Annotated in this window: 23 protein-coding genes; 14 read left to right on the top strand and 9 right to left on the bottom strand. The window is 55.3% G+C overall.

What is annotated here, in order from left to right; genetic code table 11:
• Positions 1 to 152 precede the first annotated feature (152 nt).
• Both JUJ53_RS12510 and JUJ53_RS12505 read left to right on the top strand, forming a co-directional pair.
• Entirely contained in the window at positions 153 to 440 is a 288-nt protein-coding gene (locus JUJ53_RS12510) for an NAD(P) transhydrogenase subunit alpha (protein WP_204152353.1), read from the top strand.
• A 7-nt stretch (positions 441 to 447) separates the two neighbouring features.
• Entirely contained in the window at positions 448 to 1860 is a 1413-nt protein-coding gene (locus JUJ53_RS12505; RefSeq protein ID WP_204152352.1) for an NAD(P)(+) transhydrogenase (Re/Si-specific) subunit beta, read from the top strand.
• Positions 1861 to 2080: 220 nt separating this feature from the next.
• On the opposite strand, the gene mnmE is transcribed toward JUJ53_RS12505, so the two are convergent.
• Complete coding sequence (mnmE, locus tag JUJ53_RS12500; RefSeq protein ID WP_204152351.1) at positions 2081 to 3463, bottom strand: tRNA uridine-5-carboxymethylaminomethyl(34) synthesis GTPase MnmE; 1383 nt, start codon at positions 3461 to 3463, stop codon at positions 2081 to 2083.
• Positions 3464 to 3663: 200 nt separating this feature from the next.
• Here mnmE and JUJ53_RS12495 point away from each other — a divergent pair, with 200 nt between their 5' ends.
• Positions 3664 to 4215: a DUF2062 domain-containing protein gene (locus tag JUJ53_RS12495; RefSeq protein ID WP_204152350.1), complete on the top strand. Its 552-nt coding sequence runs from the start codon at positions 3664 to 3666 to the stop codon at positions 4213 to 4215.
• 72 nt (positions 4216 to 4287) lie between these two features.
• Here the strand turns inward: JUJ53_RS12495 and cimA are convergent, their stop codons facing one another.
• Entirely contained in the window at positions 4288 to 5940 is a 1653-nt protein-coding gene (gene cimA / locus JUJ53_RS12490) for a citramalate synthase (protein ID WP_204152349.1), read from the bottom strand.
• A 391-nt stretch (positions 5941 to 6331) separates the two neighbouring features.
• Here cimA and JUJ53_RS12485 point away from each other — a divergent pair, with 391 nt between their 5' ends.
• The 3 genes from JUJ53_RS12485 to thiO all read left to right on the top strand — a co-directional run bounded on the left by JUJ53_RS12485 (position 6332) and on the right by thiO (position 9117).
• Complete coding sequence (locus JUJ53_RS12485) at positions 6332 to 6670, top strand: 2Fe-2S iron-sulfur cluster-binding protein (protein ID WP_204152348.1); 339 nt, start codon at positions 6332 to 6334, stop codon at positions 6668 to 6670.
• 75 nt (positions 6671 to 6745) lie between these two features.
• Positions 6746 to 7108: a hypothetical protein gene (locus JUJ53_RS12480; protein WP_204152347.1), complete on the top strand. Its 363-nt coding sequence runs from the start codon at positions 6746 to 6748 to the stop codon at positions 7106 to 7108.
• Positions 7109 to 7155: 47 nt separating this feature from the next.
• Complete coding sequence (thiO, locus tag JUJ53_RS25105; RefSeq protein WP_204152346.1) at positions 7156 to 9117, top strand: glycine oxidase ThiO; 1962 nt, start codon at positions 7156 to 7158, stop codon at positions 9115 to 9117.
• A 123-nt stretch (positions 9118 to 9240) separates the two neighbouring features.
• Here the strand turns inward: thiO and JUJ53_RS12470 are convergent, their stop codons facing one another.
• On the bottom strand, positions 9241 to 10035 hold the full coding sequence (locus JUJ53_RS12470) for a glutathione S-transferase family protein (protein ID WP_204152345.1): 795 nt from the start codon (positions 10033 to 10035) through the stop codon (positions 9241 to 9243).
• Between the two features lie 161 nt (positions 10036 to 10196).
• On the opposite strand from JUJ53_RS12470, the gene JUJ53_RS12465 reads away from it, so the two are divergent.
• The 6 genes from JUJ53_RS12465 (at position 10197) to JUJ53_RS12440 (ending at position 17997) form a co-directional block, all read left to right on the top strand.
• Positions 10197 to 11090, top strand: a complete 894-nt coding sequence (locus tag JUJ53_RS12465) for a mechanosensitive ion channel family protein (protein WP_204152344.1) — start codon at positions 10197 to 10199, stop codon at positions 11088 to 11090.
• A gap of 133 nt (positions 11091 to 11223) precedes the next feature.
• Positions 11224 to 13011, top strand: coding sequence for an RDD family protein (locus JUJ53_RS24680; protein ID WP_239125009.1), 1788 nt, complete (start codon positions 11224 to 11226; stop codon positions 13009 to 13011).
• Positions 13012 to 13138: 127 nt separating this feature from the next.
• The gene (locus JUJ53_RS12455; protein WP_204152343.1) at positions 13139 to 14680 is read left to right on the top strand and encodes a sulfatase; all 1542 of its coding nucleotides are present in this window, start codon (positions 13139 to 13141) and stop codon (positions 14678 to 14680) included.
• A gap of 20 nt (positions 14681 to 14700) precedes the next feature.
• A complete protein-coding gene (gene lgt / locus JUJ53_RS12450; protein WP_204152342.1) occupies positions 14701 to 15528 on the top strand; it encodes a prolipoprotein diacylglyceryl transferase in 828 nt (275 codons plus the stop codon).
• A 165-nt stretch (positions 15529 to 15693) separates the two neighbouring features.
• Positions 15694 to 17091 (top strand): alkaline phosphatase family protein, encoded by a 1398-nt coding sequence (locus tag JUJ53_RS12445; RefSeq protein ID WP_204152341.1) that lies wholly within the window; start codon positions 15694 to 15696, stop codon positions 17089 to 17091.
• 567 nt (positions 17092 to 17658) lie between these two features.
• Positions 17659 to 17997, top strand: coding sequence for a P-II family nitrogen regulator (locus tag JUJ53_RS12440; protein ID WP_204152340.1), 339 nt, complete (start codon positions 17659 to 17661; stop codon positions 17995 to 17997).
• A 114-nt stretch (positions 17998 to 18111) separates the two neighbouring features.
• On the opposite strand, the gene JUJ53_RS12435 is transcribed toward JUJ53_RS12440, so the two are convergent.
• From JUJ53_RS12435 to JUJ53_RS12420, 4 genes are all read right to left on the bottom strand, one after another.
• Positions 18112 to 19101, bottom strand: coding sequence for an NAD(P)-dependent oxidoreductase (locus JUJ53_RS12435; RefSeq protein WP_204152339.1), 990 nt, complete (start codon positions 19099 to 19101; stop codon positions 18112 to 18114).
• A 102-nt stretch (positions 19102 to 19203) separates the two neighbouring features.
• Entirely contained in the window at positions 19204 to 20265 is a 1062-nt protein-coding gene (gene hemE / locus JUJ53_RS12430) for a uroporphyrinogen decarboxylase (protein ID WP_204152338.1), read from the bottom strand.
• Between the two features lie 149 nt (positions 20266 to 20414).
• Positions 20415 to 21680 carry a hypothetical protein gene (locus JUJ53_RS12425; protein ID WP_204152337.1) on the bottom strand — a complete coding sequence of 422 codons (1266 nt, stop codon included), beginning with the start codon at positions 21678 to 21680 and terminating at the stop codon, positions 20415 to 20417.
• A gap of 29 nt (positions 21681 to 21709) precedes the next feature.
• Positions 21710 to 22963: an FIST N-terminal domain-containing protein gene (locus tag JUJ53_RS12420; protein ID WP_343327946.1), complete on the bottom strand. Its 1254-nt coding sequence runs from the start codon at positions 22961 to 22963 to the stop codon at positions 21710 to 21712.
• 446 nt (positions 22964 to 23409) lie between these two features.
• On the opposite strand from JUJ53_RS12420, the gene JUJ53_RS12415 reads away from it, so the two are divergent.
• On the top strand, positions 23410 to 23634 hold the full coding sequence (locus JUJ53_RS12415) for a Calvin cycle protein CP12 (RefSeq protein ID WP_204152335.1): 225 nt from the start codon (positions 23410 to 23412) through the stop codon (positions 23632 to 23634).
• 148 nt (positions 23635 to 23782) lie between these two features.
• Positions 23783 to 24259 carry a tRNA (adenosine(37)-N6)-threonylcarbamoyltransferase complex ATPase subunit type 1 TsaE gene (gene tsaE / locus JUJ53_RS12410; RefSeq protein WP_204152334.1) on the top strand — a complete coding sequence of 159 codons (477 nt, stop codon included), beginning with the start codon at positions 23783 to 23785 and terminating at the stop codon, positions 24257 to 24259.
• 69 nt (positions 24260 to 24328) lie between these two features.
• On the opposite strand, the gene JUJ53_RS12405 is transcribed toward tsaE, so the two are convergent.
• Positions 24329 to 25657 (bottom strand): four-carbon acid sugar kinase family protein, encoded by a 1329-nt coding sequence (locus JUJ53_RS12405; RefSeq protein WP_204152333.1) that lies wholly within the window; start codon positions 25655 to 25657, stop codon positions 24329 to 24331.
• A gap of 205 nt (positions 25658 to 25862) precedes the next feature.
• The gene (locus JUJ53_RS25100) at positions 25863 to 25988 is read right to left on the bottom strand and encodes a hypothetical protein (RefSeq protein WP_275415762.1); all 126 of its coding nucleotides are present in this window, start codon (positions 25986 to 25988) and stop codon (positions 25863 to 25865) included.
• Between the last annotated feature and the right edge of the window lie 70 nt (positions 25989 to 26058).

Raw genomic sequence — 26058 nt, 5'->3', positions numbered from 1 at the left:
TTTCATCCAATAAACCGTATCGGTCATGAGTTGTTCAACATCCAAATGGACGTAGTAACCATGAGAGCGATCGGTTTTGGGCTAAAAACTGATGGCTTTTCCTAATTCCGATGAAGTCTAATGCACCGTTATATTACTCAGGAGTTATTTCTATGGCAGCAGGACTGCTGACGGGCTTAGTTGTCTTCGTCCTCGCCTCCTTTGTGGGGTTTGAGGTGATCAACAAAGTGCCTCCCACCCTACATACCCCCCTCATGTCTGGAGCCAATGCCATTTCCGGTATTGCTGTCGTTGGGGCTTTGCTGATTGGTGGTGCCCAAGACTTGAACCTCACGGTCATCCTGGGACTGATTGCGGTGGTTTTAGCCACCATCAACGTAGTCGGCGGCTTCCTGGTCACCGATCGGATGCTGCAAATGTTCAAGAAGAAGGGAGCTTAGATTGAGCATGTTGACAACCGGCTTTCTTTCCTCAGGCATTGAGATCACCTACCTGGTGGCCGCTTCCCTGTTTATTGTGGGTTTGAAGAAACTAAGCTCTCCGGCAACTGCGCGGCAGGGTAACCAGATTGCAGCGGTAGGGATGCTCGTAGCCATTGTGGCTACGCTACTCAATCAGTCTGTTCTGAACTACACCATGATCTTGGTCGGGATTGTGATTGGTTCCTTGGTGGGAGCGATCGCTGCCCAGAAAGTTGCCATGACCGCCATGCCCCAAATGGTCGGTATCTTCAACGGACTAGGTGGCGCGGCCTCAGCCCTGATTGCCGTGGGCGAATTTTGGCGAGTTCTCACCACCACCGGCACCGCGCCAGTAGACGCTACCTTGGTGACGATCCTAGGCGTGCTCATCGGTGGGGTCACTTTCACCGGTAGCTTGATGGCCTTTGCCAAACTCCAAGGCATCATGCCCGGTGCGCCAATTACCTTTCCCCTGCAGCAACCCTTCAACATTTTCATTCTGGTCAGCTTCCTGGCTGGCAGCGGCTACCTGCTGGTTCATCCTGAACAAACCTTCGTCTTTTTGGGCCTGCTTGCCATCTCGCTGCTCCTCGGCGTTCTGTTCGTCCTGCCCATTGGTGGCGCTGATACCCCCGTGGTGATTTCCCTGCTCAACTCCTACTCCGGATTAGCAGCCAGCGCGGCGGGCTTCATCTTGATGAACAATATGTTGATCATTGCCGGGGCTTTGGTGGGTGCATCGGGGTTGATCTTGACCCAGATTATGTGTAAAGCCATGAACCGTTCTTTGGCCAATGTGCTGTTCAGCGCTTTTGGCTCCGATGGCGGAACAGCGATCGCTGCCGGTGGAGACCAGGGCGATCGGGTGGTGCGATCGGTAGAACCGGAAGAAGGCGCGATGATGCTGGGCTATGCGCGATCGGTCGTCATTGTTCCCGGCTATGGCATGGCTGTGGCCCAAGCCCAGCACTCCGTGCGAGAACTTGCTGACCAGCTTGACCGCCTCGGCGTGACTGTGAAATATGCCATTCACCCGGTAGCAGGCCGGATGCCCGGTCACATGAACGTGTTGCTGGCTGAAGCCAACGTTCCCTACGATCAACTCTGCGACATGGACGACATCAATCCAGAATTTGAACGCACGGACGTGGCGTTGGTGATTGGCGCAAATGACGTGGTCAATCCCGCTGCCCGCGAAAATGCTAGCAGTCCCATTTACGGAATGCCGATTTTGGATGTGGATCGTGCCCACAACACCATCGTCATCAAGCGCGGCATGAGCGCAGGCTTTGCCGGCATTGAAAATGATTTGTTCTTCAAAGAGCACACCATGATGATGTTTGGCAGCGCTAAAGATGTGGTTGCTAAGCTTGTTGCAGAAGTTAAGCAACTTAGTTAGGTATCGCTCATTCGGCATCCTAACCTCTAGGGCGGGCAATAGTCCGCCCTAGCACCATCTTCTATGCATTTAAGATGGAAAAATAATATTGTTGATCTTTATTGATTCTCAGCTTTCAGGCGCTGAACCCTCGGGAATGGGGTGAGCCCTAAAGATCGTAATTAACGTATTTTCATTGTTTCACCGCTTCTTTGGCTAGAGTCAATAAAGAGCGATCATTTTACTTCCCAATACAAAAACGGCTAAAGATTTCATCCAGCACCGATTCCACCATCTCCTCGCCGGTAATTTCGCCTAGGGACTGGATGGCTTGCCGCAGGTCAATGGTCCAGAAGTCCAACGGAAGCTGCTCCTGGGTTGTTTGCTGCACCTGAAGCAGGGCAGACTTAGCGCGGGTCAGGGCGATCGCTTGCCGTTGGTTGATGGCGAAGTCTTGATTGGCGGCGGTGAGGGTTTTGGCGTGGATGCAGTCTAGAATGGCGTCTTCTAGGGCTTCGATGCCTTGGTGATAGGCGGCGGCTGTGCGCACAATATGGGATACCGATGGCAGGCTGGTGGGGTCAACCGCATCGGCTAGGTCTACTTTATTCATGATCAAGATTAAGGGGCGATCGCTTACCTGGTCGTAAATGATTTGATCGTCGCTAGTCCAGCCTGACTGAGCGTCGATCGTAAATAAGATCAAGTCAGCCGCTTCGGCAGCCCGGCGCGATCGCTCAATTCCCAGTTGTTCGACTTGGTCACTGGCTTCACGAATACCGGCCGTATCCAGCACCTGCACTGGAATACCTCGGACGGTCAGTTGGGATTCCACCACATCTCGCGTTGTGCCTGGCAGATCGGTGACGATGGCGCGATCGCTCTGGCTCCAGGCATTCAGTAAGCTAGACTTACCCACATTGGGCCGTCCGACGATCGCCACTTTCAGCCCCGTGCGCATTAAGATACCCCGCTCTGCTGTATCTAAGACCTTCTGGACTTGCTGCACCAGATCGTCCAGTTGTCGTTGAATCTCAGCGTCATCCAGGGGAGGGAGGTCATCTGCAAAGTCAATGCGGGCTTCCACCTCAGCTAAGATACTCAGGCACTGTTGCCGCAAGCGACGAATTGGCTGAGCTAGCTTACCTCGCAGTCCCGCTAGGGCCGTTTGGGCTGCTTGGGGCGATCGCGCTCCCACTAGATCAGTGATGCTTTCCGCCTGGGTCAGGTCAATGCGACCGTTCAAAAAAGCCCGCAGGGTAAATTCTCCTGGTTCTGCTAGCCGAGCCCCCGCTTCGATGCACAATTGCAGCACCCGCTGTACCACCATAATGCCGCCGTGGCAGTGCAGCTCCACCACGTCTTCCCGCGTGTAGGAGCGGGGAGCCAACATGAGTAAGACCAAGGCTTCATCTACAATCGCCTGAGTGTGCGGATCGCGAATGTAGCCATAGAGAATGCGGTGGCTTTCCCAAGCTTGATGGCCAGGCGTTTGGACAAGGCGATGGGCGATCGCTTGGGATTGATCCCCCGATAGCCGCACGATGCCGACGCTACCTTGCTCCGGTGCAATGGCAGTGGCGATCGCCGCAATGGTTTCGTGGTGACTTAAGGATGCAGCCATGGCCCATTCACTCTCACTAAGTGGACTCTTGATGTGGAATCTTTTTATACCGCTGGGGCGTCAGGTTATCTACGGAGTGTTGAGATACCCGGATTCAAACTCTAGGGGCAACCGTCTACAATCGTAAAGTATCCCTGGTAACTGAAGTGCCCGCCACCATCCTCACTGCCCAGATGCCCTGCCGTGACTGACTTAGTATTATGCGATCGCCCCGTCTTTCCTCTAACCCCGTTGATGAACCCCCAACCTTGCCGAGGCGATCGCGCCGTCCGTACCGAGGATGGCGTCGTCAACTGCGCTATCTGTTCTATCGTTTCATCCGTCTGCGGGGTAGCTCCGAGGCGATCGCCCGTGGTCTAGCGGCAGGGGTTTTCGCGGGTTGCTTTCCCCTGTTTGGGCTCCAGACCCTGATGGGCATTGCCCTAGCGGCCATTTTTCGCGGCAATAAACTGGTTGCTGCTGCCGGCACCTGGATTAGCAATCCTCTGACCTATGTTCCCCTCTATGCGTTCAACTTTCACATCGGACGCCAGATTCTGGGCTTAGAGCTAGAAATTACCGAGGGACTGTCGCTGAATTCCTGGGATGCTTTCATGGATACCAGTGGTGACTTCATCGCTAGTCTTTTTGTGGGCTCCCTAGTGGTAGGAGCGATCGCCTCCCTCTGTAGCTACGGCATCGGTCTATGGCTGGTGCGCCATCTACGTCGCTTGCGGCAGGTGCGCCATCGCCGTCGTCACCATCATCATTAGCGTGCAGCCGTTCTGCCGAGTAACCAAGATCGGCCTGCTGTCGCCACCATCATCGTTCGTCCAGAAACCGGATTAGGACGTCAGCGCTGCCTTGGCCTGGCTCTGGAGCATCAGCCCATATTCCAAGCCTTCCACGGTTGCTTGGTAAGATGCCTCGATAATATTGCCCGACACCCCCACCGTTGTCCAGCGCTGGTAGCCATTGCTGGAGGCCACCAGCACCCGCGTTTTGGCCGAGGTTCCGGCGGTTCCGTCTAGAATCCGTACCTTGTAGTCCGTCAGGTGGAAATCTGCAATCACCGGATAGACATTGGTCAACGCCTTACGCAAGGCCAAATCGAGGGCAGAGACAGGGCCATTGCCCTCCGCTGCTTCTAGGATATGTTGCCCATTCACCAACAGCTTCACCGTCGCTAGGGAATTGGTCTCCCAGGCTTGGGAATCTGGCACCATGCCGCAGTGGACTTGAAATCCTTCCACGCCAAAGAAAGTCTGGCGCTGTCCTAGGGCTTCCCGCATCAACAGTTCAAAGCTAGCCTCAGCCGCTTCAAACTGGTAGCCTTCATGCTCCAGCACCTTCAACCGCTCTAGGATGTGGCGGCAGGTGGGATCCTGTTTGTTGAGGTTAATGCCAAAGCTGCGGGCCTTCGCTAAGACATTACTCAAGCCAGCTTGATCGGAGATGACAATGCGGCGATGGTTGCCGATCAGCTCCGGCTGGATATGTTCGTAGGTGAGGGGATTGCGTTCCACCGCACTCACATGGATGCCACCCTTGTGGGCAAAGGCGGAGAGGCCGACAAAGGGAGCATGGTCATCGGGAGCGAGGTTGACGATTTCGCTAATCAAGCGGCTGGAGTCGGAGAGTTGGGCGAGCTGGTCGTCGGACACGCAGTCATAGCCTAACTTGAGCTGCAGATTGGGCATTAGCGTACAGAGATTGGCATTACCGCAGCGCTCGCCATAGCCGTTGATGGTGCCTTGCACCATGCGTGCCCCTTCCATGACGGCCGCGATCGCATTGGCCACGGCGGTGCCTGAATCGTTGTGGGTGTGAATGCCCACCTGCGGCACGGTTTCCAAGCCAAGCTGCTGAGCGTAGGCAGTGACCTGTTCGACCACCACTTGGCTGATGCTGCTGACCTCATGGGGTAGAGTGCCGCCGTTGGTGTCGCAGAGAACTACCCATTCTGCTCCAGCCGCGATCGCTGCCTTAATGGTTTCCAAGGCATAGGCTGGATTTTGCTTGTAGCCGTCAAACCAGTGTTCTGCATCGTAGATCAGGCGGCGATCGTGGCTGCGGAAGAACGCGATGGAGTCTTGGATCATCGCGAGGTTTTCATCGAGGCTCGTCTTCAAGCCTTCGGTGACATGGAGATCCCACGATTTGCCAAACAGCGTCACCCAGCGGGTTCCTGCCGTGAGGATTGGTTGCAGCATGGTGTCATCTGCGGCGCTGCGGCCGGGGCGACGGGTGGCACAAAACGCCACAATTTCTGCCTGGGCGAGGGGTTCTTCCTGAAGCTGCCAGAAGAACTGCACATCCTTGGGATTGGCACCGGGCCATCCTCCTTCAATAAACGGCACCCCGAGGCGATCCAACTGGCGAGCAATGCGAATTTTGTCTTCAATGGACAGCGAGAGCCCTTCGCGTTGGGCTCCATCTCGCAGGGTGGTGTCGTAGATCCAGAGTTTTGTTGGGGATGCCAAACGGTCTAAAGTCATGGAAGGATGCGCTCGACGGATGGGTTAAGGGTGGTACGACGGATGGCCCAGACAACCCAGGCTATGGATCTATCCTACCCAAGTGGGCTGCAGAGCGGACGGTTGATTGTCCAAGGTGGCTGATCGTCTACAGGGAATGGCTCGGATGTCCCGTCCCTAGATTCATGTCTTGTGCTCAAAGGAGAGGGAGACCGGCTGTCCATCATAGGCAAAAGGGCGATCGCTCACGGGTGTCCTAGGATTGTTCATCCTAAAGGCGGTTGGAATGGGCAGGCTCACCCTTCTACCATCATGACAGAGCATATTAAGGATTTTGCACCAAAAATCAACCTAGAATCAAAGAGGTTGGCTATCCATCATCGACCGGTTTCACGATACGAGGACTACCATCATGCCAAAGATTTTTGTCCAGGGACATGAGCTTGAATGCGATCGCGGCGCAAATCTGCGGCAGGTGCTCATGCAGCACGGGGTTGTACTCTACAACGGCAATGCCCAGTGGATCAACTGCCATGGCATTGGCACCTGCGGCACCTGTGCTGTGCAGGTGGAAGGGGAGGTATCTGAGGCGAATTGGCGCGATCGCACCCGTCGTTCCTTGCCGCCCCATACCCCCGATCGCCACCGCCGTCTTGCTTGTCAAACCCAGGTCTTGGGAGACGTGTCTGTCACAAAGTTTGATGGTTTTTGGGGCCAGGGCGACACCATTCTATGGAAGCCTGAGTCCTAATCCCTAGGGCTGCTATTGGGGCGATCGCTCCTGTGACATTGTGTGACATTGATCCATCTCTTGAGGACAAGCGTGATGTTAAAACGCCTAGGACTTCTGCTCTTAATTGGTTTTTTCATAAGTGTAACCGTGCGGGCTCTCCAGCAGGACACTGCTCAGGAGGAGGGTGAGCGATCGGGGCCCATCGCTCAGCTCCAACGTCTGTTTTCTGGCGATGAAGAGGAAAGCGATCGCAGCGATGTGGATGACAGCGGAATTGCTCGCGAGGACGTGGGTGTTGCCCCGGCTGGAGGAGCCACCGATCCCGCAAATGCTGATGATTCAGGGAACGCTGAAGAAAGCGACACGGCTGGAACTGGAGCAACCCCTGAAGACGAACGTCCCCCGAGACAGCGTCCTAACCGCGCCGCAAATGATGATGCCAACTTGATGTGGTAGCCCCCAGTAGGAACGAGCCTGAGAGATTTGAGGATTGACGAGCAAGCATGACTTCAACCAGCGACATTGTGATCATTGGCGGCGGGCTGATTGGCCTAGCGATCGCCATTGAGCTAAAACGACAGGGGGCATCGGTGACGGTGTTAGAGCGCGATCGCCAACAGGCGGCGGGCTATGCTGCAGCGGGGATGCTGGCCCCCCAAGCAGAAGCCTTACCCCCTGGCCCCCTTCTGGATCTCTGTCTTTGGAGTCGAGATCAGTATGCGGAGTGGGTGAGCAAGCTGGAAAATTTGAGCGGTCAATCCGTCGGCTATTGGCCCTGCGGCATTCTGCGTCCTGTCTATACTGCGCCTGCGCTGACGCCATCCTCCGACCTCTGGCTCGATCGCACCGCTATTCATCAAGCCCAGCCTGGCTTAGGAGAGGCGGTGGCTGGTGGCTGGTGGTTTCCTGAAGATGGCCAGGTGGATAATCGGGCTTTGATGTGCGGTTTAGTCGCGGCAGCAGAAGCTCTGGGCGTGGTCATGCATACTGGCGTGGCGATCGCTAGCCTGCCCCAGCGTCAGGGACAGATCACCACCCTACAGACGTCTCAGGGAGCCTGGAGTGCTGGGCAATATGTGCTAGCCACCGGGGCTTGGGCGGCAGATTTACTGCCTATTCCCGTTCAGCCCAGCAAAGGACAAATGCTTTCCCTCAAGCCACCCCAGGGCGATCGCCTGCCCCTACGGCGGGTATTATTTGGAGATGACATCTACATTGTGCCGCGCCAGGATGGACGAATGGTCATCGGAGCGACCAGCGAACAGGTAGGTTTCACCCCTGGTAATACGGCCAGCGGTCTCCAGTCGCTGCTGGAACGCACCATTCGCCTGTTTCCGACCCTGGCTAGCTGGTGTGTGGAGGAAAGCTGGTGGGGATTTCGCCCCAGCACTCCTGATGAACAGCCCCTCCTGGGCGAAAGTCCTTGGGACAACCTCAGCCTGGCCGTGGGGCACCATCGCAATGGCGTTTTGCTAGCCCCCGCCACCGCCACACTGCTGGCCGACTGGGTGTTGCACCGCCGCGCCCATGATTTGTTACCCCACTTTAGCTGGCAGCGATTTGTGACTCCAGATCGCGATCGCCCCCCCTTACCCTCAACCACTCCACCCTCTATTACTGTGAAGTCTTCTGTGCAGACCCTTCCCTCCCAATCTCCTACCCTCAATGCCACTATCGACAGTCCCCTAGTGATTGCCGGTCGCAGCTTTCAATCACGCTTAATGACCGGCACCGGCAAATATCGCAGCCTTCAGGATATGCAAGGGGCGATCGCTGCTAGCGGTTGCGATATCGTGACCGTGGCGGTGCGGCGGGTGCAAACCAATGCTCCAGGCCATGAAGGTCTGGCCGAAGCCATTGACTGGAACCGCATTTGGATGTTGCCCAACACCGCCGGCTGCAAAACCGCCGAAGATGCCATTCGCGTAGCCCGTCTGGGGCGGGAAATGGCCAAGCTGCTGGGACAAGAGGATAATAATTTCGTCAAGCTAGAAGTGATTCCCGACGCCAAATATTTGCTACCCGACCCCATTGGCACCCTAGAAGCAGCAGAACAACTGGTGAAAGAAGGATTTGCTGTCTTGCCCTACATCAATGCCGACCCACTGCTCGCCAAGCGCCTCGAAGAAGCCGGCTGCGCTACGGTCATGCCTCTGGGCTCTCCCATTGGCTCTGGGCAAGGCATCCGTAATGCGGCCAATATTCAGATCATTATCGAAAACTCTTCCATTCCCGTGGTTGTGGATGCGGGGATTGGCACCCCCAGCGAAGCGGCCCAAGCCATGGAAATGGGAGCGGATGCGCTGCTGATTAATACAGCGATCGCCCAAGCCAACCAGCCGGCGCTCATGGGGCAAGCCATGGGCATGGCCGCCCAGGCAGGACGCATGGCCTACCTAGCGGGACGGATTCCGGTGCAAACCTACGCGATCGCCAGCTCTCCCGTTACCGGCACGATTAGCTAGTCTGCGACTATAGAACCTGACAGTCAAAGCCCCTCGTCTTGCGGATGAGGGGCTTTGTAGCGAGTATTCATGCACCATCAAGGGCGATCGGTGACAACCAACAGCGATCGCCCTCTGGTTCACCTAGTCGATGCTAATCCGCGTGGGCCCTGCGCCTCCATCCGACGGTTGAGGAGCCCCTGCCTTACGGAAACTGGCATAGAGGCGATCGCGCCAGTCCCAAAAGATCTGATACTCGGCACTATCGGCCAACCCTGGCACTCCCCGCCCCTTGAGAGAATCGGGCAGATTCACGTAGTCGCCTGCGGGAAACTTCACATACATCGACAGACCGGCCACGGCAAAGTCTGCCAAGCTAGGCGTATCTCCCAGCAGGTAGGGACTATCGGTCAACAACAGGCACAGCGCCTCTAGGTTCTGCCGCATGGCATCCCGAGCAGCTTTCACCGTCTCGGGCCCCAAGCCCACCCCAAAGCTGAGAACATCCAGCACCTCATGGGGCACAGCCCCGACAATGGTTTTCAAGAAATCTGGTGTTGTCTTGGGCAACGCTGCCGTTCGCAGGTCGGCATTTTGGCTGAAGGCACTGAGCATCACCTTGCGGGCGTTGATGCCAATCGACTCATCTGCCCATTCTTCCATCATCAGGCAAAGCCCCCGCTGCCTGGCGTCAATTGGCACAATTGGGCGATCGGGATACTGACGATCGAGATAGAGGGCGATCGCGGTTGAATCTGCAACCAACGTTTCGCCATCCTTTAACACCGGTACCTGCCGTTGGCCAGATAGACGAAATAGATCCAACTGCCCCACGCCGGGCGTCACCTCAACCTTGCGATACTCTAGCCCTTTGTAGTCGAGGATCAAGCGGATCTTTTCGCAGTAGTGCGATAGCTCAAATTGGTACAGTTCAATCATGGGTACTCCTGGCGTCGCGTTCCAACGTCAGTGTAACGAATTCCTGCTAGCGCGTGCGCAAAAGACCGTGCCATGGAGCACAGACGCCTTAGCATAGGGATGGCTGCTTGCTGTTCATGTCCAGTCCAGTAATAATCCCGTGTAGAAATAGAGATAGTCCTGTGTCTGATCTGATTCAAACCATCCAATCAAGCTTGCTAGCCCTCGTGGGACGCGGTGTGCAGATTATTCCTGCCCTGATTGCAGCGATCGCCGTTTTATTGGCAACGCGCTATGGTGCAATCCCCATCAAGCGCGTCACCAAAGCTACCTTAGAAAAACTGGTGAGCAGTCCATCCTTGCGGGCCCTGTTCATTCAGCTTGTGTCCGTGGCGCTTTGGGGAACGGGCATCCTGGTTGCCTGTATCTTGCTCTTTCCTGACCTAGGCTTAGGTGATCTGATTGCCCTGTTAGGTTTAGGATCCGTGGCCATCGGGTTTGCCTTCCAGGATATTTTTAAGAACTTTCTGGCTGGGGTGCTGCTGCTGCTCAATGAGCCGTTTCGTTTGAATGATCAAATTATTGTGGCGGATTTTGAAGGCACGGTGGAAGCTATCAATGTGCGATCTACCGAAATTCGTACCTACCAAGGAGAGCGGGTGGTGATTCCCAATGCGATCGTGTTTACCAGCGCTGTTCAGGTGCTCACCGATCGCCCCGCACGCCGCACGGATTTAGCCATTGGGCTCGATTACAACACCCCACTGCCCCGAGCCCGGCAACTTCTCCAGACGGCCTTAGCTGAGGTGGAGGGTGTGCTGAATCATCCGCCAGTAGAGGTTGACTTAGTGGGCTTTGGCGATAGTTCTATTGACCTGGTGGTGCGCTATTGGTCGTTGCCCCAAGCGGTACATATGCGTCAAACGCGATCGCAGGTTATCATGGCGCTCAAGGCCGCCTGTGATGCAGCCGATCTGAGTATTCCTTATCCTATTCGAAGCGTTTATTTCTTTGATCAGCAAACGTTTAACGATCACAAAATCTCGTCATCTAGCTTACCTAATTCTACCCACTAGCCATCCTCAATAATCATAGGTAAGGCATCGCTAGGATGTTAAGACCTACGACTTGTCCGTAGCTGCTGTCTATGGCCCTGTAGCCTAGGCTAGTCGTGAACTGCGATCGCATTCCTTCACCCTTCTATTTTCCATGGCACCCAATCTTCCATCCTCAGGAACCTCAACCCTGCTAACCATGGGCAACGTAGTCACCATCGGGCTGCAGCTCTATCTCCGCCACGCTAGGGAATATCTAAAATTGGGTCTGATGGCGATCCTATGGTTGCTCCTACCCCTCGTCGGCACAATTGGCGTTTTGATTGTGGCGTCTCAAGGGCAAAGCCCTGGTCTGATTGTCCTATCGATCGTGCTTGGTGCAGCCGGATTCACCTATGGAGCAGCTAAATATTTAGCCATCTCTGCCGCCATCTCGCGGCGCAGTTTTTGCTACCTCAACCAACAAGCTGAATCGATCGATGACACTAGGCGCTATGTTGACAGGCGGATGTGGGGATTTTGGCGCATCGCGTTTTTTCAATCGCTGCTATTTCTAGCTGTTGTCATCGGGGTCTATATTTTTACCGCACTATTGCTGGTGTTCGTTCTTTTTGGCGTAGGCGGTGCCAGCATTTTTCAAGGTGATCCTGAGGCTTTCAGTGATCCTCAAACCGCCATGCTCATTGGCTTGATCTCGATTGTCTTCTTTGTCGTGCTGTTGGCTGGCATGGGATATTTGTTGGCCTGGCTAACGGCTCGATTTATGATCTCTGAGATGGGCTATGCCGTTGAAGAAGACACCCCAGCCTTGTCGTCTCTGGGGCGGAGCTGGCGACTAACCCGCCGTAATGCTCGGCGCATTATGCTGGGCATCATGATGGTCTTTTTGGCTAGCTTACCCATCCAGGTTGTCTTGCAACTGTTGATTGGTGCAGCCTCGGCTGGACTCACCCTAGCCTTACCAGATGATGCGATCGCCTACACGCCATTGCTGATGCTCGTTTCCTACAGCCTGAGTATTGGTGTGAGTGTGGTGCTGTTGCCCCTGTGGCAGGCCATCAAGGCAGTGTTGTACTACGACTTAACAGAACGGCGAGAGGGACGTTCTCTAGACTTAAGCGTGAGCGATCGCCCTGGTACACCATCTGTGCAGCCATGGCTCAACCACATCACCCTGTTGACCCCTGAAAGTGTTGAGCTAGACTTCACCCTAGCAGGTGTGGGCAATCGCAGTTGGGCCCTGGTATTGGACTACATTTTCCTCGTCGGTGGTCTGATGATGTTTTGGCTCCTGTGGGGCTGGATGTCCACGGCCCTGCTGGACTGGATAGAGGATTTAGGTTTTGCCTATGACAGCGCTTGGATTTGGGTCTTGGCGATCGCGTTCCTGATCACCTTCATCATCTTCACCGGCTACTTTGTGCTGTTTGAAACCCTGTGGCAGGGGCAAACCCCCGGCAAACGCATTATGCACATCCGGGTGATCCAAGATAATGGGCAGCCGGTCACCCTTGGGCAAACCACCCTGCGCGCCCTTCTGCGTCCGGTTGATGACCTGTTGCTGATAGGAGCCTTATTCATTGCCCTAGGAAAACGGGAAAAACGGCTTGGAGATTGGGTTGCTGGTACCCAGGTGATTCAAGAAGACTATGCCGATCCACGTCTGAAACTGGAGATCTCCCCATCGGCCGGCACCCTTGCCCGCAAATTGTCTCCGTCGATGCACCTGGATCGCCTCTCTCCGGATCAGTTTGTCACCCTACGAGAGTATCTGCAGCGACGCTTGATGATCGATACCCAGATCCAGAAAGAGCTACGCCTGGAGCTTGCTCGTCAGGCGAAGGAACTGGTTCAGCTAGAGCAAGTGCCGGAGGGCGTCAGCGCCGATCAGTTTCTAGAAGCGCTCTATGTGGCCTATCAACGTCAAAGCGATGCTCGTTAAAGCTAGTCTGCATTATGGATGAGAGAAGGGCTACCGGGGCTGGATTTTGTGGAGACCCATGCCCCAGTTTGGCCACCACACGGCACAATGGGGAGGAGCATAATCCAGGTTGTCACCAAAACTGCGTATGACCCGCCGCCCTGACATTGTTTTTCTTGTTCTGGATACCCAACGTGCCGATCGCCTCTCATGCTATGGGTATCCGGTGAACACGTCGCCGAATCTAGATGACTTTGCCGCCAACGCTACTCGCTTTGAACGGGCGATCGCTGCTGCTCAGTGGACGGTGCCGTCCCATGCGTCGATGTTTACCGGGCTCTATCCATCGGAGCACCAAACCCTCCAGTCCTACTCGGTGCTGCCTAAAACCATTCCCACCCTGGCAGAACGTCTGCGGGACGGTGGCTACTACACAGCAGGCTTTTGCAACAATCCCCTGGTCGGAGTGATCAACAATGGTCTGCGGCGTGGGTTCCATAGCTTTTTGAACTACAGCGGTCTGCTCACCTCCCGCCCCAACCAAGCCGGGGCCTCGCCGGGGTTGATTAGTCGCTACCGGCAAGTCTTTAAGCGCGTCCTGGCGGGTCTTCTAAGCCAGGTGCAGGATGCCTTTGCCCGTTCGGATGCTCTGCTCTCCCTCTCGTTTTCGCCGTTGATGGTGCCCCTGTGGCAAACAGCTCTGAGCTTTAAGGGCAATACAGCCAAGTCTTTGGAGGATACGGCCAGCTTGCTGATCCAGCGGCGCAACGTGGACGATGAGCAGCCGGTGTTCGCCTTCGTGAACCTGATGGGCACCCACATGCCCTACCATCCTCCCCGCCGCTACATTGAGAAATTTGCGCCCCACGTGTTGAGCGATCGCTCTGCCCAGCACTATCTGCGTCAGTTTAATAGCGATGTGTATGGCTGGCTGGCCCCGTTGGCCGGAGCATTGGATGATCAGCAAAAGGCCACCCTAGACGGCATGTATGACGCGGAGGTGGCCTGCCAGGATGAACTCCTAGGGCAGTTCTTCCAGCAATTGCAGACGTCGGGACGGCTTGAAGACACCTTGGTGATCATCTGCTCCGACCATGGTGAACATTTGGGTGAAAAGCAGTTCATTGGCCATTCCCTATCGGTGTACAACGAATTGGTGCAGGTGCCGCTGATTATTCACGACCCCAGCGGTCAGTTGCCTAAAGGACAAACGAGCGATCGCACCGTCTCGACTCGGCGACTGTTTCACACCGTGCTGACGGCCGCTGGTCTGGCGAGTGAGGCGGAAGCCGCCCTGAGCCTGTTTCAGGAACTGAATGCTACACCAGCCGCTGTTCCGGTCTTCTCCGAAGCCATTCCTCCCCAAAATGTGTTGAATCTGCTGCAAAAACGTCAGCCCGAACTGGTGCGCGATCGCGCCTGTGATCAACCGCGCCGCGCCGTTTGGGTAGGAAACCATAAGCTGATTGAGACCGGCGATACCCAGCTTGAGCTATACGATTGCCTCGACGATCCTGGGGAAAGCCTGAACCTCAGCAGCATTCTGCCGGAAAATGTAGAAGTGCTGCAAGACTGCCTCCAGTCCTTTGCTGGAACGATGACCGCCACGGTTACCAACGAACGCGCGTCCGATTTTGACGATCCTGAGGTGCAGCGCCGTCTGCGCGACCTCGGCTACCTCGAAGATTAATAGTTCCTATTCTAGGCATCATGTATCCACCCGTTGATCCAATTTTGTTTGAGTTTGGCCCCATTGCCGTGCGCTGGTATGGACTGCTGATGGTCAGCGCCATTTTCATCGGTGCCCAGGTTGCTAGCCAACAGGTGAAACGCCAAGGACAGGATCCTGATGACTTCTGGGATATGCTGATCTGGATTGTCATTCCTGGCTTTATTGGGGCGCGACTGTACTATGTGTTCATCCAGTCCCCCCGTGGCCCCCAGGGTTTGGGCTATTACCTCGATCATCCCGGTGAAATTCTTAAAGTATGGAGCGGCGGCATCCACATTTTTGGGGGATTTATCTTTGGCACCATCGCCCTGTGGCTGTTCACCAAACTTCGTCACTTACCGGCGTTGGTTTTTCTGGATGCGATCGCCCTGGCCCTGCCCCTGGCCCAAGCCATCGGCCGCTGGGGAAATTTTATCAACCAAGAACTCTACGGCCCGCCGACGGATCTAGCCTGGGGATTGCGCATCGACCCCATCCATCGCATCGCTCCCTACAACGACCTCAGCGCCTATCCCGATAGCACCCGCTTCCATCCCCTGTTTCTCTACGAATCTCTATGGAATGTTCTAGGGTTTGCCATTATTTTCTGGCTATCCCGTCGTTTTGAAAAACAGTGGCGGCCGGGTGATATCACTCTGCTGTATCTGATTTGGTATCCCCTCGGGCGCTTTTTTATCGAATTTTTGCGCACCGATTCCTGGTTCTTTGCCGGTACCCCGTTTAATGTCGTGCATCTCCTATCAGCGATCGCTGTTGTCGGATCTGCCGCTGCCCTGTACCTGCGTCGCCGCCCCCAAGCCTCCTAACTGGGTGCATCCCAGTTTTGCAAGTTGACCCTCATCCCCCAACCCCTTCTCCCAAAAAAAGGGAGCCGGATTCAAAGTCCCTCGCCCAACTTGGGAGAGGGATTTAGGGTGAGGGCTATAAAAGTGGGATGCACCCTCCTAACTGTCCTTCTCATCCTCGTGCCTATGTCTCTTAGATCTGCCCCGCGTCTGTTGATCATTGGGCTTGACTGCATGGAGCCCTCCCTCGTGTTCGATCAGTGGCGCGATGATCTACCGACCCTCTCGCGGCTGATGGCGGCCGGTAGCTATGGCCGCCTGGAAAGCAGCATTCCCGCCATCACCGTGCCCGCCTGGAGCTGTATGATGAGCGGTCGCGATCCGGGAGAATTAGGTATCTATGGCTTCCGCAATCGCCAAAACCGTAGCTACCAAAGTATGGCGATCAGCGATGGTCGTGCCGTCAAGGAGCCACGGCTATGGGACATCTTGGGGGATGCCGGATGGCAGGTGGCGGTCTTAGGCGTACCGGGCACCTCGCCCCCCTACCCGGTGCAGGGCTCCATGGTCTCCTGCTTTCTCACGCCGAGTACCGACGTACCCTACACCTATCCACCCGAGTTGAGCGATCGCATCCAGAGCTGGATCAGCGATTTTTTGCTAGATGTGCCCCACTTTCGGTCTGAGGATAAGGCCGAGATCCTTGGCAATATCCATAAGCTCTGTGACCAGCGGTTTACCCTAGCCGAGAAGCTGATTGCTGAAGACCATCCCGACTTTCTGATGCTGGTAGACATGGGGGTCGATCGCATCCACCATTCCTTCTGGAAGCCCATGGATCCCGCCCATCCTCAATATGAGCCGGGCTCTCCCTATGCCAACGCCATCCATGACTACTACGTGCATATCGACCAGCGGGTGGAGCAACTGCTGAACGATTGCGACGACCAAACCGCTGTGCTGATCGTGTCCGATCACGGGGCCCGACCGCTGGTGGGAGGGATTTGTATTAACCAATGGCTGATCGAGCAAGGCTACCTCAGCGTGGTCGAATCACCCACCACGCCCACATCGTTGGATGAGTTGACCATTGACTGGGAGCATACCCAAGCCTGGGGCGCGGGGGGCTACTATGCCCGGATTTTCCTCAATGTCAAAGGGCGTGAACCCAATGGCATTGTGCCCTTAGCTGACTATGAGCGCCTGCGTACGGAACTGGCCGAGAAACTGGCTAGGATTCCTGCCCCGGATGGGACACCCATGGATAACCGGGTCTACAAGCCCCAGGAGGTCTATCAACGGGTGCGTGGGATTGCGCCTGACCTGCTGGCCTATTTTGATGAACTGGCCTGGCGATCGATTGGTACGGTGGGTCATGCCGAGCTCTACACCACTAATAACGACACCGGCCCCGATGATGCCAACCATGCCCGCTATGGCCTCATGATTTTCCATGATCCCCAACAGCCTAAGGGGGGACAGGTGCTCGATCAAGCCCAGATTTATGACATTTTGCCCACGCTGCTCGATCGCTATCAGCTCACGGCTCCGCCTAAGCTACGGGGCAAGGTGCTGCCGGTTTAGACCGATGCCAACCTCAGCTTCAACCGATGAGCTAGGTGAACCCATAGGGGTGCGATCGCCCCGGATGGATCGACCAAACTTCTGTAACCCTGATTCTCACCTAGGTTGAGCTAGCGTCGGCATAACCCAACGGACTCTGAGCTGGCGCTGGGCCTCCCGTTGCTCGAACCAGCCTACGGAACAAGATTGGTCAGTCAATCAGGCGATCGCCCTAGGTCACCAAACGCTGAAATCGAGATGGTTGAGCTAGGAGAATTTGATGAGAGAATACAAAGGAGAGCAAACCGTATCAATGACTACAAAACACCGTGAGCGCACGGTGCTACAACCAGTCAAGTCACTGGGCATCCTCTAGGTTTGCTATCGCAGTGGGTAAGCGGTACGGTTGAGTGGTTTCGTCACCGCTGTTTAGGGTAACAATGAGGTTCTTGTGCGCACAAGGGTCGATCGCTCTTCTGCATGGGCAGGAAAGCTGATAGAACCTATCTTCTCCATGAAGGCAGGTAGCTCATGATCCTCGGTGGCATAACCTTGTTTGAGAATTTGATTAGGAGTCATTGAAGGCTTATGAAGAAAGTTGAAGCAATCATCCGTCCCTTCAAGCTAGATGAAGTGAAGATTGCCCTCGTCAATGCTGGCATCGTAGGGATGACCGTTTCAGAAGTACGTGGATTTGGTCGGCAAAAGGGTCAGACCGAGCGCTACCGTGGTTCTGAATATACGGTGGAGTTTCTACAAAAGCTCAAGATTGAGATTGTAGTAGAAGACGATCAGGTGGATATGGTGGTCGATAAGATCATCTTGGCAGCCCGCACCGGGGAAATTGGAGATGGCAAGATCTTTGTCACCTCTGTGGATTCGATTATTCGGATTCGTACCGGTGAGAAAAATCTAGAGGCTATCTAGCCGTCCAGTATTTCTGAGGAAGGGTTGCGCCGCTAGCCAGTCCTCAGGCAATATGGGTTAAAGCCAACCAGACCCCACGGGTCTGGTTTTTTCGTTGGGTGCGTAGCCGTTGCTCTAGGTGCGCTTTGGATCGATGCCGTTGATTTTCAATAGGTCGGCAATGCTGGTGCAGTAGTGGGGTAATCCTAGAACCGTGGGATTCATGGGATTTTGATAGACAAAGTGGCGATAGTCTAGGCAAAAGCGATCCCAGGCTTCCATCTGAATACGAAAAACCCGAATGATGATATTGGCCAGGTGAATCGAAAGGGGAATGCGGAAATAAATACGCTGGTTCAGATAACGACAGATTTGGGCGATCGCTTGATTGGCGGTGAGGGGATCGTTGCCCAGCACCCATTCGCGGGATTCGCCAGGCTCAGGCGGATGGTCTACTAAATAGGTGACAACTTGGGCAATATCCTGGGCATGGGTGATATGAAAGCTGCCGTCGGCACTCAGGAAGCGAATTAGTCCCATCCATTGAATCACCTCGGGCAGTCCGGCGGAAATCTGCGAGTAGGGTTTTTGCCCATCGCCACCGAAGACGAGGGTGGGGAAGAGGGTGGTGACCTTGGGGGCGATCGCTAATTGGGGCAGTCGCTGATGACAGATATATTTTGATCGCACGTAGCCAGTGCCCATCTGTCCCGCTTGGGGCAGGGGCTGATGATCGCGACCTAGGATACTGGCAGTGGAAAAATAAATCACCTGCTGGCAGCGCTGGGCATCCAACAAGCTCATCAGTTGCAGGGTTTTGGTGACGTTAATGTCGTAGGCGCGCTGCTCGCCACCCCAGGCCGTCGCAATCAGGATGGCGGTATCGATGGTGCTGAGCAGCGCGCGATGGTCTTCGATCTCGTAGAGATCGCCGGTGATCACATGAATGCCCGATCGCGCCTCTAGATTCAGCTTGAGCTTAGCTGGATTCCGCACCAGCAGAAAAAGCTCGTGGGAGGTTTGCTGAATCAACAGTTCGGTAATGTAGTGCCCAATGCAGCCACTCGCGCCGGTGATAAAAATCCGTTGAGGTGCAGGAGATTTAGGAGTTGCTGAAAAGGTCATAGATTATCCGTTACGCAGACCACGCTAGCATACGCCAAAACAAGTATGGATGGCGACCGAGCGATCGCCATCCATAGCATTATTCAACCCCTAGGGTCACCATCAGGTGGCTGCGAGCAGTTGATCCGCTTGCTTCGCCGTCTCAAAGAAGAAGGCGGCATTTTCTTCGGGGGTGCGCTGGAGGATGCCGTGACCAAGGTTGAGAATATGACCCCGGTTGCCGGCCTTGCGGATGGTGTCAATAATGCGATCGCGGATGACGGCTTTGGAGCCAAACAGCACGCCAGGATCGATATTACCCTGAACGCCAATGTTGGGCCCTAGGCGGCGGCGAGCATCGGCCATGTCCACCGTCCAGTCTACGCTGACGATATCAACGCCCGATTGACCCATGCGCTCTAGAACGCCAGCGCTACCGCTGATGTAGAGAATCATGGGCGTATCGGGGTGAACCGCTTTGACCTGACGGATGACCTGCTGCTGGTAGGGCAGGGCAAAGACGTCGTAGTCCTGCGGGCTCAGTTGACCAGCCCAGGAGTCAAACAACTGCACCACCTGAGCGCCACAGTCAATCTGATGGCATAGATAAACAGCGATCGCATCTGCCAACTTACCGAGGAAGGCGTGGAGAATCTCGGGCTGGGTGAAGGCCAAGTGCTTAATCACCGCATAGTCTTTGGAGCTTTTGCCTTCCACGGCATAGGCGGCCAACGTCCAAGGCGATCCAGCAAAGCCAAGCACGGTGGCTTCATTGCCTACTTCTTGGCGCAGGGTTTGCAGAATCGTGCGGATAAAGGGGGTGGATTCATCCGGCTCTAGGGTGTGCAGTTGATTCACCTGCTCTAGGGTGCGGATGGGATTGTCGATGATCGGCCCCTTGCTCTCGATGATTTCAAAGGGAATACCGATGCCAGGCAGGGGCGTCAAAATATCGGAGAACATGATCACCCCATCGGGACGGAAAGCCCGCCAGGGCTGCAGCGAGATCTCGATGGCAATGTCTGGATTTTCAGATCGTTCACGAAATGAGGGGTATTTTTCGCGCAGATCACGGTAAACCTTCATGTAGCGCCCAGCCTGACGCATCATCCACACGGGAGGACGATCCAACACTTCGCCCCGAGCCGCCCGCAACAAATAGGGAACCTGATTCGATCCGCTCATTTCGACTCCAATTCTTAACGTAGTCTTTTTAAACGCATTTGCTAGCTTATCACTGAGCGATCGCCCCAACATGGCATGGCGGTTTACGAAACGTTAAGCTGTCGGCTACACGTTCGGGCCGATTGCCGATGAGGAGTCTAATGGATTGACTAGATTTGAGGGGGTGGGTCGTCGCCATCCGCCGATGAATAGGGCGGGATCAAGATCCGAGGGGCGTCGGGATCTACCCCGTCTGGCTGAAGGACGGTGTTGGGTGACTCAGAGGATGGATCTGACGACGGAGACCCTGGAGCAGTCTCTTCCTCGTTGCGGTAGCTGTAGGAATAAAGGGTGCCGCTTTGCTGACGGCGTACCGGATCTCGCTGGACTTCGTAGATAGATGGCGCAACTTCCTCGGGGCGATCGCTCTCCTGATCGGCATCGTCGTCCCAATCATCCCAGTCGTCTAAGTCGCCTAGGTCGTTGTCTACATCGCTATCTGAACGATCTGGATCGTCAAAGCCTAGATCGTCAACGTCTGGATCATCGGCATGGCGATCGCGCCAAGCTTGCCAGGCAGCAGCCCGATCTCGGTCATAGTCATCAAAGCGCGGGTCATCGTAGACGGAGACGCTCGGGGAGACATCCTGGGATGGATCGTCGTATGGGGAGTCTGCCTCACGCTCGTAGTAAGCTGCGTCGTCGTCTAGGTCTAAGATGTCGTCATCCAAGTTGTCGTAACCTGGTTCTGGATAGACCGCGCGCGGGTCGTCCTCCTCAGCCTGCCAGTCGTCCCAGACGGCAGATTCTTCCACCGGCTGATCCAGCTCGGGATCAGGGGTCACATAGGTGTAGGTTGGCCGACCATAGTCGCGATTCTCGGGCGGCTGACCATAGGACGGCTGGGACGCCGATGGCTCGGCTGTACTGCGCAGGACTTCCGCATCCGTTACCAGGGGCTCCCGCCGATCGCCCTTGGGGATACTACCCTGCCAAGATTCCCACGACTCCCAATCTTCCTTGGATCGCTGCCAAGGGGTATCCCAGGTTTCTCCCCAAGCAGGTTGAGAGGATCGTTGGGATGCTTGAGAAGTGCGATCGCGCTTTGTTGCTCGTGGTTCAGAAGGCGGACTGCCGGCCCGATCCCTCGGTTCTTGACGCCAGCGTGAAAAGGGTGGCGATCGCCGGGGAGCAGGCTCATTGGCCGCTGTCCAGCGTTCCGTCGGCCGCTTTGCATCCGCCTGAAAAAGCCCCATGAGAATGAGAGCTGTCGCCACGCCACAGCCCAAGGCTCCTAAGATCCACACCGATAGGGGCATGGCCAGAGAGATGCGGCCTAGCACAATCAGCGGCACGGAGTACGACCAGTTTTGCACCGCAAACAGGATCAACCCAGCCCCTAGTCCTAGCCCTAGCAATCGATTAAACGTGACCATTCCCCTGCATCATCACAACTAGTTCCAGTCTAGCGGCTTGGATCCGGCGATCGGCAGATACCGAACACTGAGGTATAGCCGTGGAGGAAGGTGGTATTACCCACAGGCCCGACTTCGCCGTTGCAGAAAAAGCCACTTAGGGGCGTATCAACGAGGTAGCGATGGAAGAGCCGAGAATCTACATTGGGCTGTCCGTATAGCCCCTCCCCGCGGCCGAGGCAGGCAAAGAGGAGTGCGCCGATGGGCGAACTACCTTGATGATCCTGGTTTTGATATTGGGTGAATAGACCTTCCATGTCATCAATCGACGTTTGGGCATCCCGTAGATGAAACTGCACCCGTTGCCCTGGCCGTACCCGATCCCCAATGGCGATCGCCCCCACCTTGGGATCGACGCCAATCAGGTTGCGGATCAGGAAATCACCCTGGCCCAGCTTTTCCTTAAACTCATTCTGGGCAATGCCGATAAAAAGGGAATTCTGCGCCAGCATCTGATCATCCTCGCTCAGATCCCGGATTAGCATCTGCAAGGTTTCGAGGGGCGTCTTGCCGACCTCGCAGACTCCGGCCATTTCATCAGCCTCCAGCTCTAGAACGATATTGCGCTCGCCCTGCACAACTCGATAGGGACAGCCAATGGGGCGACAACCCTGGGCTACAATGGCATCGATGACAATATTGCCGCTGAGGGCTAACCCCACAATGCCCTCGTCATAGAATTCGTAGTTGCAAAACAGCCCGCATTGCCCGGTGACCGAGCCAGTGCTGGCCAGCCCCCCAATTTTCACGGAGCCTGGGTAGGCAAAGTCTAAACCCTGCAATAGGTCATTGATCCCCGGTGCAAAAGGTTCTGATAGCAAAACGAACTGGGGTTGATCTGCAGGCGATACTCCGACTAGATCCACCCAGGCATCCGGTGCGGCATCTGGGTCAGGCAAGAGTTCAGAATCAAGGTGAAAGGCTTCCACCTTGACGCCGGGTAGGTGGGCTAAGGTGAGGCTGAGGGCGGCTTCCCCTTCCACTTCCTGCGCTGCATCGCGGGTGCTGGCTTGCCCAATCACCCCACCGCCGCTGCCGCCCACAATGGTGGCTACATCGAGGTAATTGCGCAGGAGCGGCATCAAGCGCGGGAATTCACTGGCATAGGCAGATGAGATGAACACAATCGCCAGGTCGGCTGGAGCATTCAACTGCTGAGTTGCGTTATCAACCACGTCTTGAATAGCGGCTTCAAGAGATGGGAGAGTGGAGAGGGCGTTAGCCCATTTCATAGGGTCAGTCATAGTACTAGTTCGCCGAGTCACAATACGAACTGTCGTAGCGTTCTCCCTATTCTCTAGGAAAACGGGTCAACAGAGAAGTTAAGAGCTGTGAGGCGTTGCTCAATCTTGGTCAACATTGTTCAAGATCCAGACTTCTTCAGCGATCGCCTTCCGGTGAGTTTGGTAACATTGTTGACTAGAACAAGGGCGATCGCACAGTAGCATAGGGATTGGGAAGGTTTGGGTCTCTCTGTCTATGTGGATGATCTAGATTCCAGCCACGGCAAATCTAAAGATAATAGGTTTGGCATTTATGGGGGCTAAATGCGTGAATGGGCTTCAGGGTCAGCCGTTGCATGGCAGGGTTCGGGGTTTTCCCATTCACGACCTCGAAGGTTTCAGACTAAGATAGTCCAGGGTAGACCACCCGAATGTACTGAGATAAGTCATAACCATAACGAAAAGCTATGAGCGATATCCACAACCAAATTGAGCAAGAACGTGAACAGGCACGGGCCGTATGCAGCACTGAAGGTGCTTCCTCTGGGGAATGTGCTGCTGCATGGGATGCTGTAGAAGAACTGCAGGCTGAAGCAGCCCACAAAAAGAGCAAAGAACAGCCCAAAACCTCGTTTGATCAATATTGCGACGAGAACCCTGAAGCTGCTGAGTGCAGAGTCTACGACAACTAAGCCAATTGCTGGGCCCAGTAGTCAGACTATGAACGTGTTTCAAATCAACGTGGGGATCGCATGGGTGATCCCCTTGTTTTTTGTTCAGAAGATCTGACGACGCTTCACCGTGATCTCAAGGCTAGCACGACGCTCATCCATGGATGTGATGGAATTATTGTTACCCAATCCCGCCGCCACCCATCGCCTAGGACAAGTTCTAGGGCGATCGCTTCCGGTTGGAACAATTTTGCTACTAGACGGAAATTTAGGCAGCGGCAAGACCAGTTTAGTTCAGGGTATAGGCCATGGATTAGGGATTTCCGAACCGATTGTCAGCCCCACCTTTACCTTGGTCAATGAGTATCTAGACGGTCGGCTGCCGCTCTACCATTTTGATCTCTATCGCCTAGACACCCAGGCGGTGGCCTCGCTTTATATTGATTTGTATTGGGAAGGGGTGGAGTATCCCTTGGGATTAGTGGCCATCGAGTGGCCCGATCGCTTGCTCCAATGGCCTGAGCCAGCCCTCCATATTCAGCTATCGATCACCCATGATGATCAGCGTTTGGCTACCCTCATGCCTGTGGGGCCGGTGCTGCCGTCTTGGTTTAAGTCGCTTCAAGGATTGATGGCGGCAGGGTAGGGCGGATTCCATGGGGATGCTACCAACCCTGCCTACTAGATCTCTAGGGATCATCAGCTTCCAGGATCATCAGGTTCCAGAACGATTTAGGCGGCGATAGGCTTCAGCTAGGGAGGTGCGATCGCCCACGTTGCCGGGAAAGAGAACCACCGGCAGGTTCGGGAACTGGGGATGATCGGCGGGGGTGCGAATGATGGAACAGCCGGGTAGAATTTGCCCGAGGAGTCTAGCTGCGGTGAGGGCTAGACCGGTGCTGACGACGTCATTGGAGGTGATCCCGCCTTTGCTAATCAAGAATCCTAGGTTGTCTGGCAGGTGGCGCACCACATCCATGAGTAGATCCGAGACGGCTACCCCGAACGCTAGGCGAGTTTCGATGCTATCAAACGTAAGCTCTTCGCGGCTGGTGTAGATTACGGGTGTTTGACCAGCGCTGTGGACGGTGTGAATGCGATCGCAAATATTGGTCAGCAGGTCGGCGCGCTGTTGATCGCTGGCGTCGAGTAAGTGGGCGACGTCAATCTCAACCCCAGCAACACCGGGTTCCTTCAGGAGTTCGTTCAGTTGCTCTGTTGTTTTCTTGACGTGGGATCCCACCAAGACGGCACCGGGTTGCCCGTGACGAGTGTAGGCTCCCATCTGGTCGGCGGGGGTGGGCTGGGGGGGAAGATCTGCCAAGGCGGTCAGTAAGCTGGCGGCGCTGCGAAACAGAAAGCGCTTTCCCTGGGCGGCAGCAGCCAAAACATCCTGGGCAAATCGATCCAAGTCCGCCTGCTCTTCGGCATCTACCACGCCACATTGGTTATCACGGAGGGCCAGGAGGCGATCGCCCGTACCGCCCCGGATATCAGCCAGCAAAAATCGTTCCACATTCTCACTGGAAATGCGGCCTTTGGTTTTCTCTTCGACATAGTCGGGGAGATAGCTGTGGTGGTAACCAAAGACAGAGTCCTGCGCAAACTCGGTGGTGTGTACCGGTGTTTCGACGCCATCTATTAATAAGTAGTGAATGCTGTCGCGGGTGATGCGTCCACCTTCAAAAAAGGCGGGGGTGAGGAAATGGGCATCGAAGGGGCCCAGCTCCTCGGCGATCGCATCGGTTTCAATCGGGTAGTGACCGCGCAGGGTGGAATCAGAGCGGCTCACGATCAAAAAGTCTTGGAGCCCCACCTGAGCGATCGCCCGCTTGAGGGCTTGGCATACCTCACGGGTGATCTGGTTGGCCTGCTCAGGGGGCAGGGCGCGGGTGTTAGTCAAGATAAAAAAGATGGGAGCATCATCCAGTAAGCCCAGCTTGAGGGTGTCTTCATCCCAGCGGGTGAGCAGGAGACAGCTATGCACGGTTTGAGATCCGGTGGGATCATCATCCAGCACAATAATTTTGGGTTGCGTAGACATAGGCTTCTCTCTTAATGCTTCAAGCTAGGACTCACGCATCGCTAAGACCTGATTGGCTGAACCATCTTTCCCCCCATCCTCCAGCCCCTTCTCCCACAAGGAGAACAAGAATAGGTGTTTTCAAAGCCCCCCGCCCGCTCTGGGAGAGGGGTTTGGGGTGAAGGTCTTCAAGTTGTGTCCGTCAACCAGCACTAGGACATGCTGCCTAGCCCCGAGTCGGGTGATTCGGCCAGCGATCGCGCTCTTCGATTTTCCCACTGTCGGCCATGAATTCCCTAGGCGATCGCTGAAATCCATGGCGATCGCCTAGGTTGTATAAGATGAAACTCAATAAATCTAGTGAAATGATAGTCTGGGATGATTGATAGTCTCACTCTAAGTCTTAGTATGCTGCCTGTGAG

Origin of the sequence: Leptolyngbya sp. CCY15150, from assembly GCF_016888135.1 — a bacterium.
Taxonomy (GTDB): domain Bacteria; phylum Cyanobacteriota; class Cyanobacteriia; order RECH01; family RECH01; genus RECH01.
The sequence above is the reverse complement of the archived record's forward strand: the minus strand, read 5'-3'. Positions and strand labels throughout refer to the sequence as shown.